The sequence below is a fragment of the Methylobacter marinus A45 genome, from assembly GCF_000383855.1.
Classification (GTDB): Bacteria; Pseudomonadota; Gammaproteobacteria; order Methylococcales; family Methylomonadaceae; genus Methylobacter; species Methylobacter marinus.
On sequence record NZ_KB912877.1, the window covers coordinates 4009247 to 4022904 of the forward strand.

At 57.5% G+C, this 13658-nt stretch carries 4 protein-coding genes and 1 pseudogene; all 5 read left to right on the forward strand.

Features of this window, described 5'->3' with window-relative positions; translation table 11 throughout:
- Positions 1 to 310: 310 nt before the first annotated feature.
- Positions 311 to 9025 (forward strand): GH36-type glycosyl hydrolase domain-containing protein, encoded by an 8715-nt coding sequence (locus METMA_RS0118930; protein WP_198014545.1) that lies wholly within the window; start codon positions 311 to 313, stop codon positions 9023 to 9025.
- Positions 9026 to 9190: 165 nt separating this feature from the next.
- Complete coding sequence (locus METMA_RS25115; protein WP_020160685.1) at positions 9191 to 10303, forward strand: sensor domain-containing diguanylate cyclase; 1113 nt, start codon at positions 9191 to 9193, stop codon at positions 10301 to 10303.
- Between the two features lie 355 nt (positions 10304 to 10658).
- Positions 10659 to 12017: a V-type ATP synthase subunit B gene (locus tag METMA_RS0118945; RefSeq protein WP_020160687.1), complete on the forward strand. Its 1359-nt coding sequence runs from the start codon at positions 10659 to 10661 to the stop codon at positions 12015 to 12017.
- Entirely contained in the window at positions 11995 to 12588 is a 594-nt protein-coding gene (locus tag METMA_RS0118950) for a V-type ATP synthase subunit D (protein WP_020160688.1), read from the forward strand. Before METMA_RS0118945 ends, METMA_RS0118950 begins: the two co-directional genes overlap by 23 nt.
- Positions 12588 to 13658: pseudogene (locus tag METMA_RS25120) on the forward strand (V-type ATP synthase subunit I); the annotation flags it as partial. The gene METMA_RS0118950 and the pseudogene METMA_RS25120, both read left to right, overlap by 1 nt.

Below are 13658 nucleotides of genomic sequence, written 5' to 3' on the forward strand. Positions count from 1 at the left end.
ATTACAGGGTATGTCATATCCTATGAAACAGCTCTAGTAGTCAGTCAATTTAATTATGGCGGGTAAATTGTAGGTGCGAATTCATTTATGCCCTTCAGGGTATTCGCACTATTCGCAAGCTATGAATGCTCTGCAAATTTTACTCGTCAGAACAAGGCTGACTGAGTACTAGTTTGTCTTACCGCTGCGCAAGAGTCAGGAGGCTGCCAGAGAATCAATAATGATATCAAAATCGTGCGCGGTATCGTTTTAAGGGACTGTAGGGTGACAGAATCAATCGGTGTCGAACTCGGGCGAGGAGAACAGCAGCGTGATCAGAAGGTTTGGGTTTTTCATACATACACGGCATGGTCATCATACCGGCCGGGATACCGATCTGCTGCGTTCGGAACTGTTCAGCATCGAGCAACTGAAGCGTTATGCCGTCACGCTGGCCGGCCAGCATCGGATAAATCCGCGCCCCGGGCCGGACCGCTTGTTGCCGAGGTTGGACGATAATGAGCGCGTGCTGCTGGAAGCCTATGATGTGGTCACCGCGGCCGTCAATCAGGAACAGCATATTTCAGCGGCAGAGGCCTGGCTGCTCGATAATTTCTATCTTATCGAACAGCAGATCAACCTGGCGCGCCGCCACTTGCCCCGGCGATATAGCCGAGAACTGCCGCAGCTGGCGAATGGTCAAGCCGCCGGTTTTCCCCGCATTTACGAACTAGCCCTGGAGTTGATTTCTCATCAGGACGGTCGGGTTGACAGCGAAAACGCTACCAATTTCATCGCCGCCTACCAGACGGTCGAGCCGCTGAAGCTGGGTGAATTGTGGGCATTTCCGATTATGCTGCGTCTGGCATTGCTGGAGAATCTCCGCCGTGTCGGGCTGCGCATAGCGCGCGGGCGCGAGGAATACAACGCGGCCGTCATGTGGTCGGACCGCATGCTGGAGACGGCCGAAAGGAACCCGAAACAGCTGGTCCAATTGCTCGCCGAGTTTGCGAGTGCCGATGTGCCATTAACGGCATCGTTTGTGGAAGAATTCAATTCAAGGCTTCAGGTTCAGGGTTCAGCGCTGGCCTTCGTGCAGACCTGGATCGACAACCAGTTGCTCGAGCAAGGCCTCAATGCGTCGCAATTAATGCAGGATGCCAGCCACATGGCGGCGGCTAACCAGATCTCCATCGCCAACAGTGTGGGCAGCCTGCGGTTTATCAGTGCCATGGACTGGCGGGATTTTGTCGAAGCTCTCAGCGCCGTGGAACAAACCCTGCGGGCAGATCCGGCCGGTGTATACGGTAATCAGGATTTCGCCACGCGTGACCGGTATCGACATATCATTGAAAAAATAGCCAAGGGCAGCGCGCATGGCGAACCGGACGTGGCCCGCGAGGCGGTGGCCTGCGCGCGGGCCGCGGCCGAGCGCATGTCGGCGGCGGACCGCGCCGCCCATGTCGGCTATTATCTGATCGATAAAGGCCGGCAAGAGCTTGAGCGCAAGGTCGATTATCACATGCCCCGGATTGCGCGTGCTATCCGGTCATGCCGGCCGTATCGCCTGAGTATTTACCTGGGTTCCATTTTTCTGCTTACCGCCCTGGTGGCAGCGAATGTGCTGCTGTCACTGGAGGGCACGGGCCCCGATAACTGGCGGTTCTGGTTTTTTGCCGTCAGCAGCCTGATAGGCGGCATGGCGCTGGCTGTGCCGCTGGTCAATCAGTTCGTGACCATGGTCGTTCCGCCCCGGGTATTGCCGCGCCTGGATTTTTCAGAGGGCATTCCGTCCGATCATCGGACGATGGTTGTAGTGCCGACCTTGCTGAGCAAGCCGCAAGACATTGCCGATCTGGCGGAGGCCCTGGAAATACGCTATCTCGGCAATCGGGACGCCAACCTGTTTTTTGCCTTGCTGACGGATTTTAACGACGCGCCCGAGCAAACGCAGCCGGGCGACGAGGACTTGCTCTCGCTTGCCCGTACGGCCATCGAAGGACTTAACGCGGCTTATCGGGATGACAGACCGTGCATTTTTTATTTGTTTCACCGCTCGCGGATATGGAATCCGTATGAACGCGTGTGGATGGGCTATGAGCGCAAGCGCGGCAAACTGGAACAGTTCAATGCGCTGCTGAGAGGCGATAGCGGAACGGCGTTTTCCGAGCGGGTCGGCGACCCGTCCATCTTCGTCTCGATCAAATATGTCATTACCCTGGATACCGATACGCAACTGCCCCGGGACGCGGCGCGGGCGCTGGTCGGCAACATCGCCCATCCCTTAAACCGGCCAATCTACGATGCCGACAAGCGGCGCATCACCGACGGTTATGCCATCCTGCAGCCGCGCGCATCCATCAGCCTGTTCAGCGCCAGCCAATCCCGTTTTACGCGCTTGTTCGCCGGCGAGGCCGGCATCGATCCCTATACGCGCGAAGTGTCGGATGTCTACCAGGATATTTTCGGCGAAGGTTCGTTTATCGGCAAAGGCATCTATGATGTGGACGCCTTCCGTCAGGCGGTCGACGGGCGCTTTCCGGAAAACCTGATTCTCAGCCATGACTTGCTGGAGAGCGGGCATGCGCGTTCCGGTCTGATCAGCGATGTCGATCTGATTGAGGAGCATCCGGCCAGTTACGCGATCGAAGCCAGCAGAAGGCACCGCTGGATACGCGGCGACTGGCAACTGGCCGGATGGCTGTTGCCGAATGTGCCCGGGCCGGACGGCAAGCGGCGACCGAACCCGCTCTCGCCCTTATCGATCTGGAAAATTTTCGACAACCTGCGGCGCAGCCTGGTGCCGCCCGCGCTGCTTGTCCTGCTGGCCGGCGGCTGGCTGTTCGGCCCGGCGCCCGCATGGTTCTGGACCGTGCTGGTGATGGCCATCCTGTTGTTTCAGCCTTTGCTGGAGGGCGTGATCGAATTGATTCGCAAGCCGGTCGACCGCGAATGGCTTGAGCATGTTATTTTGGCCAATAAAACCGCCACCCGCCCGGTCTTGCTTGCTTTGCTGGCGCTGGTTCTTTTGCCTTACGATACCCTGATTTGCCTGGATGCGATCCGGGCTTCGGCGGCGCGCATGCCGTTTACGCGGCGCGGACTAATGCTCTGGCATACGAAGGCCTATGCGCGCCGCAATGCCCGCAAAACACTGGCCGATTTTTTTCTGGAAATGTGGATAGCGCCTGTCGTCGCGGCAGGGTCGGCCGTGGCGCTATATATGGCATGGGACAGCGCCCGATGGATGGACTGGCTTGTTTCGGCCCCTGTGTTACTGGTTTGGCTGGTTTCGCCGGTCATAGGCTGGTGGATCAGTAAGCCGCTGGCGCCGCCTGCCGCGGACTTGACCGCCGATGACCGGGCTTTTTTGCGTACGCTGGCGCGGCGGACCTGGCGCTACTTCGCGCAATTCGTCGCGCCGCTCGATAACTGGCTGCCGCCCGATAACTTTCAGGAATACCCGACACCGGTTATTGCCTCGCGCACGTCGCCAACGAACATGGGCATGGCCCTGACGGCCAATCTGGCCGCCTACGATTTCGGTTACATTTCCGCCGGTGAACTGCTGTACCGTACCGAGAACACCGTGGCCACCATGGAAAAACTGGAACGCTACCAGCACGGCAAGGGCTGTAACTATAAATGCGGCCACTTTTATAACTGGTACGACACGCGCACGCTGCAGCCGCTGCATCCGCAGTATGTATCGTCGGTCGATAGCGGCAATCTGGTCGGCAGCCTGCTGACGCTGAAAGCGGGGCTGGTTGAGCTGAAGGCCCAGCCGATCTTCTCGGCCAATGCCTTTCAAGGTTTGGAAGATACCTTTATGGTATTGGCCGAATACCTCCCGTTGTCATCGGCACCGGCACTGACTCGATCCATGAAAACGCTGCAGCATCTGTTCGCTTCGCGTAAACCGGACAGCGAATTTCAGACCTTGACTGAGGTCGACGCACTGCTGGAGAAAATTCAGCAGGCTGGCACGGAACTGCTTGCCGCCTTGCCGGCCGATACCGAAAGCGAACAGCACTACTGGACGCAGGCTCTGGATTACCAGGTCAGTTCATTGCGAGAGGATCTTCAGACCCTGGTGCCCGATCCGCATCAGTTCAATACCATCCCGACCCTGGAGGCGCTGGCCGAATCAGGCGCGGCGGAGACTGAGACTACAGGCATTCATCATAAACAGGCCCGGGAGCGCATCCGCTTCATTGATGAGCTGATCGCGCGCTGCGACAGGGTGGCCGATATGGATTTCAAGTTCCTCTACGATAACACCTCGGATCTGCTGGTCATAGGCTACGATGTCGGTGAGCGCCGCCGCGATCCGGCCTGTTACGACCTGCTGGCATCGGAAGCGCGCCTGGTCAGTTTCCTACTGATCGCGCAAGGGCAGTTGCCGCAGAAGCACTGGTTTACGCTCGGCCGTTTGCTGACCAGTCACGGCAGCGATGTCAGCCTGATTTCCTGGAGCGGCTCGATGTTCGAATACCTGATGCCGCAACTGATCATGCCCAGTTATCAGAACACGCTGCTGGAGCAAACTTGCCGGGCCGCCGTATCCAGGCAGATAGAATATGGCCGGCAGCGCGGCGTACCGTGGGGCATTTCCGAATCCTGCTACAACCTGACCGACATGCGCCAGATTTACCAATATCGTGCATTCGGCGTGCCCGGACTGGGCTTCAAGCGCGGCCTGGGGGATGATCTGGTCATAGCGCCGTATGCCACGGCGCTGGCATTGACCGTTACCCCCAATCTGGCCTGCCGCAACTTGCAGACCTTGGTGACTAACGGCTTTCTCGGCAGCTACGGGCTTTACGAGGCCATCGATTACACGCCGGCGCGTGTCGTGCGCGGCAAGACCCATGCAATCGTGCGCAATTTCATGGCGCATCATCAGGGCATGAGCCTGCTGGCGTTTGAGCATGTACTGCTGGACCGGCCGATGCAGCGCCGGTTCATGTCCGACCCGCTGGTGCGCGCGACCGACTTGCTGTTGCAGGAGCGCGTGCCGAAAAAAGGCTATACGCTGCATCCGCATGCGGCCGAAGTCAGCGCGTCCGCACGACCTCCCGTCGCCGAGGAGGGCGAGATCATGCGCGTGTTCACCGATCCGAACACGCCGATACCCGAAGTTCATCTGTTGTCCAACGGCCGTTATCATGTCATGGCGACCCAGGCCGGCGGCGGTTACAGTCGCTGGAACGATCTGGCCGTCACGCGCTGGCGCGAGGACACCACGAGCGACAACTGGGGTTCATTTATTTACCTGCGTGACAGCGAGACCCGTGAATATTGGTCCTGCACCTACCATCCGACATTGCGCAAGGCCGAATATTACGAGGCGATTTTCGTGCAGTCGCGCGCCGAGTACCGCCGCCGCGATCTGGACATTGATGCGCATACCGAGATCAGCGTTTCACCCGAGGACGATGTCGAGATCCGCCGCGTGACGCTGACCAATCTGTCCACTCACTTGCGGCATATGGAAGTCACAAGTTATGCCGAGGTGGTGCTGGCGCCGCAGAATGCCGACCTGGCGCACCGCGTGTTCAGCAATCTGTTCGTACAGACCGAAATCCTGCCCGGGCAACAAGCGATACTCTGCACGCGCCGCCGCCGCACGCCGGAGGAGCGGGTTCCCTGGATGTTCCATCTGATCACCGTCACCGGCACTGCCGCCGACGAGCCGTCCTACGAGACCGATCGCGCCCGGTTTATCGGCCGGGGCCGAACACCCGCCAATCCGGTCGTATTCGACGACAGCAACCGTCCCGAGGCATTATCCAACACGGATGGTCCGGTGCTTGATCCTATCGTCGCGATTCGCCAGGCGCTGACCATAGCGCCCGATGACTCTGCGGTCGTGAAGATCATTACCGGCACTGCCGATACGCGCGAAGCGGTGCTGGAGCTGATCGACAAATACCGTGACCGGCATTTTATCGAGCGTGCGTTCGAGATGTCCTGGTTTCAGAGTCAGGAGGTATTGCGCCGCCTTAACGCCACCGAAGCGGATGCGCAAATTTACGGCCGGCTGGCGACCTCGGTCATTTACAGTAATGCCTTGCGTCGCGCGGCGCCCAGCATTATCGCACGCAACCAGTTGGGTCAGCCGGGCCTTTGGCCGTTCGCCGTGTCCGGCGACTGGCCCATCGTCCTGGTGCGCATAGGCGACATCAAGCGCATCGACCTGGTCAAGCAGGCATTGCAGGCGCATGCCTACTGGCGCATGAAGGGCCTGATCACCGACCTGGTGATCATGAATGAAGACTTTTCGGGCTATCGCGCCGTGCTGCATGATCAGATCATGGGCTTGATCAACATTATCGGCAACGAAGCGCAAATGCTGGACAAGCCGGGCGGAGTTTTCGTGCGGCGCGCCGAAGACCTGGCCGAAGAGGACCGGGTCTTGTTTCAGGCCGTTGCCCGCGTCGTGTTGACCGATACCGCCGAGTCACTGGCCGAACAGGTGGAACGGCGCGTCGCTTCGAAGCGGGTCACGGAACGCAGGAAACGCTGGCGCCAGGGCTCGGTTCAGCGGCGCATGCTCACCGAGCATTTCCCGGAAGCGCTGGAGCCTGTGCGGGCGCCGGTAGCCGAGTTTGTCACGCCCTTGCCCGCGCGCGAGCTTATTTTCTTCAACGGCTTGGGCGGATTTACACAGGATGGGCACGAGTATGTCATTACCCTGGAGCCAGGGCAGAATACGCCGGCGCCATGGACTAACGTGATCGCGAGCCCTCATATCGGGACCGTGGTCAGCGAAAGCGGGGGCGCCTATACCTGGGTTGAAAACGCCCATGAATTCCGGCTGACGCCGTTTCACAATGATCCGCTCAGCGATATCAGCGGCGAAACGGTGTATGTTCGCGACGAGGAAACCGGCGAATTCTGGTCGCCGACACCGTTGCCGGCGCGCGGCCGATCAGGCTACATTTGCCGGCATGGTTTCGGCTACAGCGTATTCGAACACTTTGAGACGGGCATTTACTCGGAACTGTCAACCTATGTGGCGATGGATGCGCCGGTGAAATTTGTTGCCGTCAAGTTGCGCAATGCTTCGGGGCGTGCCCGCCGCCTGTCATTGACCGGTTATTGGGAGCTGGTCATGGGCGAATGGCGGCACGCCAATCAGATGCATATTGTCACCGAACCCGACCTGCAAACCGGTGCGCTGTTCGCGCGCAATGCCTATGGCCGCGAATGCGCAAACCGGATTATGTTCGTGCAGATCAGCGAGCCGGTGCGCACGATAACCGGCAATCGCATGGAATTCATCGGTCGTAACGGTTCGCTGGCCAGGCCGGCGGCGTTGTACCGCACGCATCTGTCAGGCAAGACCGGAGCGGGGCTTGATCCTTGCGCCGCCATTCAGTCCCATATCGAACTGGAAGACGGGCAGGAGCGTGACATCGTGTTTGTGGTGGGGGCCGGCCGCGATGTCGAGGAAGCGCAGCATCTGATTCAGCGTTTCGCCGCGCCGGCCGGCGCGCGGCAGGCGCTGGAAGCCGTGTGGGCTTATTGGAACCGGACGCTGGGCTCGGTCTATATCGAAACGCCGGACCGCGCGCTGGATGTGATGACCAACGGCTGGCTGATCTACCAGGTGCTGTCCTGCCGGCTCTGGGGGCGCAGCGGCTATTACCAGTCGGGCGGCGCTTATGGTTTTCGCGATCAGTTACAGGATACGATGGCCTTGATCCATGCGACGCCGTGGCTGGCGCGCGAGCAGTTGATCCGTTGCGCAGGGCGCCAGTTCAGCAAGGGCGACGTGCAGCACTGGTGGCATCCGCCGTGCGGCCAGGGCGTGCGGACGCATTTCTCCGATGATTATTTATGGCTGCCTTATGCGACATGCCGGTATGTCGCCGTGACCGGCGATACGGGCGTGCTCGACGAAATCGTGCATTTTCTGGAGGGCCGGGAACTGGGGCCGGAAGAAGAAGCTTATTATGATCAGCCGTTGTATTCGTCCGAAGGAGTCAGTCTTTACGAACATTGCGTGCGGTCCATTAAATACGGCTTGCGCTTCGGCGCGCATGACCTGCCGCTGATCGGTTGCGGCGACTGGAACGACGGTATGAATCTGATCGGACGCGAAGGCAAGGGCGAGAGCGTCTGGCTGGCCTGGTTCCTGTATGACAATCTCAGGCTCTTCGCCGATCTGGCCCGTAACCGGTCTGATGAGGCCTTTGCCGACATTTGCACAGCGCAGGCGCAGCAACTGCTCTTGAACATTGAAGCCAATGCCTGGGACGGCGGCTGGTACCGCAGAGCTTATTTTGATGACGGCACGCCGCTGGGTTCGGCCGGCAATGATGAGTGCCAAATCGATTCGATCAGCCAGAGCTGGGCCATTATCTCGGGCGGCGGCAACCCGGAACGCGCCCGTCAGGCGATGGAGGCGGTTGATCAGCGGCTGGTCCGGAGGGATAGGCGGATAGTCCAGCTGCTGACGCCGCCTTTCGACAAATCCGCTCTTGAGCCCGGTTATATCAAAGGCTATGTACCCGGCGTGCGCGAGAACGGCGGCCAATACACGCATGCGGCGATCTGGACGGCAACGGCTTTCGCGCTGATGGGTGACAAAGAGCGGGCCTGGGAGTTATTTGACATGCTCAATCCCATTAATCGCACCAGCGAGGCGCAACAAAGAGAACTGTACAAGGTCGAGCCGTACGTTATCGCGGCCGATATTTACGGTGCGCCGCCGCATACCGGCCGCGGCGGCTGGACCTGGTACACAGGCGCCGCCGGATGGCTGTACCGGCTGTCTCTGGAAACCCTGCTGGGTTTGCAACTGCAAGTGGATAAACTGTATATTGCCCCGTGCATGCCTGACCACTGGCAGTCGTACAAGATTCACTACCGCTACGGCGAAACGCTATATCACATCATCATCAAGCGCGTCGGTGAAAAGCCTGGGCGTGTGGTTCGTATCCTGGTCGATGGCATTGAGGTCAAAGAGCCCGGCATCATACCCGTAGCGGATGATCGCCGGTCCCACCAGGTTGACGTTGAGGTGGGCGCCGATTAAGCCGCGGCAACCGCTCATTTTCGCCCAGGCCAGTGCAACGGGCGCTTTCATTCAGCTAAAATATAGCGTCCGATTATAAAGACGGGTAAACTCGCCTGCGTCGAGGCATGGATTATCGCGGGATCCTGCCAGACTTTGGATTTGGGGAATAGTAGAGCAATAAGATTGGAACAAGATTTAGCAACCGATTTATTAGTGCTGCAGAGCCATCTGGACGGCATGATTGGACGTGTTCAACAAAACAGCGCCACTTTGCGCAAGTTTCAGGCCTTCGAAATGGGCTTGTTGAACCTGAATACGCTGGCGGATGTGATCGACCACTTGCTTGAGGACGCCAGGGTTTATTTTGATCTTGACGCGGTCAGCCTGTGCCTGATCGACGAGAAAGGCGAAATCGCCGCTATTCTGGACGAGGATGGTTACGCCAGCCGGTCAAAAAAAGGCCTGATCCTGCTCGATAACAAAGAACTGCTGACAAAACTGTTCGGTTTTGTCATTCGCCCCTATATTGGCCTCTATGACCGGAAAATTTGCGCCGGTTTGTTTAGCCATGGCCAGAAAGAGCCGGCCAGTGTCGCCATCACGCCGTTAAAGCGCCGGGGGAAATATCTCGGGACGCTGAATCTGGGCAGTTACCATGCGGACCGGTTTGCCGATACCATGGCGACGGATTTTGTCGAGCATCTGGTTTCAGTCGTCGGCGTCTGCCTGGAAAACAATCTGAACTTCGAAACAATAAAGCGCACCAGCTACATCGATACGTTGACCGGTGTCAATAACAGACGCTTTCTTGAACTGCGAATCATCGAGGAAATAGATCGCTGCCAGCGCAACAAAAGCTCGATATCCTGCCTGTTTCTGGATATCGATTTCTTTAAAATGGTTAATGACCAGCATGGGCATCAGGCCGGCGATCTGGTTTTATATCTGGTCGCCAATACGATAAAAAATCAATTGCGCAATAATGACGTACTGGTCCGTTACGGAGGCGAGGAATTTGTCGTGTTATTGTCGGAGACCACTGAGGCCAGGGCTATGGACATCGCCGAGCGCATCCGTAAAGCGATCCAGGCGCTGGTGATTGAATTTAATGACCTGTCAATTCCCGCCACCGTCTCCATCGGCTTGTCTACCTATGTGCCGGATGTGCCCGCCGCGGCCGGCGATATCGCCGGCCGCCTGATCAAATCGGCCGATTCGGCCCTGTACAAGGCCAAGCGCCAGGGCAGGAACCGCGTGCGGAAAGGCAAGTTCATGGCCGTCGGTTCCAATACCTGACCTAACGCCGCTTAGGAATGGGAATGAAATAAGACCCGCAAATGAGGCAGGATTTCTGTTCCTGTTCAACGACTGCATGGATGCAGGAGGTAGAGCACCAACAGTAGGCGCTTTAGGCGACGCATGGAGCAGTTGCCGAGGCGCGCAAACAGGCGCATGGCAAGCCATGTAACTGTTTGCGCAAAGCTTCCGCTCCTGCTCACGCCCCTTGCCTACATCCCTGTAGGCAACGCCGAAGAGGGACGGAAAGACAAGTCATTTGCGGGAATTATAAAATTCACGTTCCTTAACAGTAAACCAAGCCGTTCGCGCTTGCGGTATAATCCTGTCATTGCCCTTAGCTTTGGAGTTACCCGTGATTGAACGCATGGTCAGACATCATAATATTATTGCCATTGTCGGCAATATTATTACCGTGCATGCCGCTACGGAAAAACAAGATATCAGTACACGCTTTGGCGATCTGGCCCTGATTGAGGATAATAACGGCACCCAATCCCTGGCCCAGGTCATCAAGATCGACGGCAATCGGGTATCCTTGCAGGTATTTTCAGGCACACAGGGCATTTCCACGGCGGCTTCCGTGCGTTTTCTGGGACATGCGATGCGGGTGACATATTCACCGAACATTCTGGGGCGTATTTTTACCGGCACGGGCAAACCCATGGACGGCGGCTCCCAGCTGGAGCCGGACCCTAAAGTCGGCATCGGCGGGCCTTCGGTCAATCCGATGAAGCGCGTGCTGGCTTCCAAAATGATGCGCACCAACGTGCCGATGATCGATTTATTCAATTGTCTGGTTGAAAGCCAGAAAATCCCTATTTTTTCCATCTCGGGCGAACCTTTCAACCCGTTTCTGGCGCGCATCGGCATACAGGCCGATGCCGATATCGTTGTGTTCGCGGGGTTGGGGCTGATTTTCGACGATTACCATTTTTTCAAGACCCGGTTTGAACAGGCCGGTGTTTTCGCCCGCACGGTCATGTATTGCAACATGGCTTCCGATCCTATCGTCGAGCGCCTGCTGGTGCCGGACATGGCCTTGGCCGTCGCCGAACGCTTCGCGGTGGAAGAGGGCAAACGCGTGCTGGTGCTGATGACCGATATGACCGCCTATGCCGATGCCCTGAAAGAAGTCGGCGTGTCGATGGAACATGTGCCGTCCAACCGCGGCTACACCGGCGATCTCTATTCGCAACTGGCCCGGCGTTATGAAAAAGCCTGCGATTACAAGGGCGCGGGTACGGTGACGATACTGACCGTGACAACCATGCCGGGCGACGATGTGACGCACCCGGTGCCGGACAATACCGGCTATATTACCGAGGGCCAGTTTTATCTGCACAACGCCATGCTTGATCCGTTCGGTTCGCTTTCGCGGCTGAAACAGCATGTGATCGGCAAAGTTACCCGCGAGGACCATGCTCAAATCATGAATACAATGATCCGTTTTTATTCGGCCGCCAACGAAGCCGAGCAGAAACAGGCCATGGCGTTCGATCTGTCGTCTTTTGATGAGAAGTTGCTGAAGTTCGGCAAGCTGTTCCGCGAGCGGTTCATGGATATCAATGTCTCCATGACGCTGGAAGAGGCGCTGGATCTGAGCTGGCAGACCCTGGCCGAGTGTTTTACCGAAGACCAGCTGTTGATGAAGCAGGGGTTGATCGATAAATATTTCCCGAAGGATAGGCATGGCCAGGCTGTCGCTCAGTAAAACCGCGCTGCACAAGGAAAGCGCGCAGCTCAAGCGCTATAGGCAGTACCTGCCATCGCTGGATCTAAAGCGTCGGCAGTTGCTGGCCGAACGCTACAGGGCGGCGGCAAGCCTGGCCGAAACCGAGCGGATGATACGGCAGTGCCGTGAGTTTGTGCTCCGGGAACTGCCCATGCTCGCCGAGACCCAGGTCGGTTTGCAGGGCCTGGTCACGGTCTCCTCCATCAAGGTCGGCGAGGAGAATATCGTCGGCATTCATGTGCCGGTGCTTGAGCATATCGATATCCATGTCCAACCCTATTCCACCTATGCCAAGCCGCATTGGGTGGATGCGGCGGTTATTCAGCTAAAACGCATGATGGAGCTCAAGGTCAAATATCAGATCGGCCGGCGACGTCTGGATACGCTGGACACCGCCGTTAAAAAAGTCACTCAACGCGTTAATCTGTTTGATAAGGTCTTGATTCCCAAGGCGGAGCAAAATATAAAAAGAATACGGATTTCCTTGTCCGATACGGAACGGGCCGGCGTCGTCAGAGCCAAAATCACCAAGCAAAAACGTCAGCACTAATGGCCATCGTCAAGTTAAAAAAACTGACTTTCTGCGGATTGATCAGCGAAAAATCGACTGTTCTGGAAAAGCTGCAGCAGCTGGGCGGCACTCATCTTATCCCGCTCAAGGAGGACGGTTTGACGCCGGCCGAACTTGCGCAGTCAAGACAGGCCGAAAACGCCGGCAAGGCGCTGAAGTATTTAAAGCGTTGCGCCAATAAACGCCGTCAGGTGCACAATACAAAGGATTTTGATCTGGATGGCGTGATCAATGCGGTGCTGACTATCCAAAGCGGTATGCGAACGCTGTCCGATAAGCGTGATGCGTTGCAGAAACGGATCAAGGAAATCGAACCCTGGGGCGATTTCAGGCTGCCTGAAGACGGACTGCGAGGGCTGAATCTCTGGTTTTATATCGTACCGGAGCGCCTCATGAAACAGATGTGGACCGTTGATCTGACCTGGCAGGTGGTGCACAAGGATAATTTATACAGCTATGTGGTCGTGATTGCCGGGCAGGAGCCGCCGGCCTCAAGCATGCCCGTGGCCAGAACGCATACCGGCAAGGTGCCGTTGTCCCGGTTAAAAGACGAACTCAACCAGATCGAACTGACACTCCAGGATCTGCAGGCCGAAAGAGAATCCCTGACGCGCTGGATAGCATTGCTTGAAGCCAATCTTGCCGAGACCGCGAACCGGTGCGAATTATGGCTGGCCCATTCGCTCACGCTCGATAGTGATGCTCTTTTCATGATTCAGGCCTGGGCTCCCGAGGAGCAGCTCGCCGTTTTTGAACGGTTTGCCAAGCAGCAGCGGTTGGCGTTGATGATCTCAGACCCCGAGGCGGGCGATACGCCGCCGACGCTATTGAAAAATCCCGAAGAACTGGCAAGCGGCGAGGACATCGTACATTTTTACCAAACGCCGGGCTATTTTGGCTGGGACCCGTCCGTGGCCGTGTTTTTCTCGTTCGCGCTGTTTTTTGCCATGATCCTGTCCGATGCCGGGTACGCGGCGTTGTTCATGCTGTTGCTGGCCGGCAAATGGCGGGCTTTGGGGCAGTCGAGAAAGGGCTTGCGCCTGCGCATG

Excerpts from the sequence above, each read along its gene's own strand:
- METMA_RS0118950 (WP_020160688.1), top strand. The coding sequence starts at position 11,995 with ATGGCCAGGCTGTCGCTCAGTAAAACCGCGCTGCACAAGGAAAGCGCG.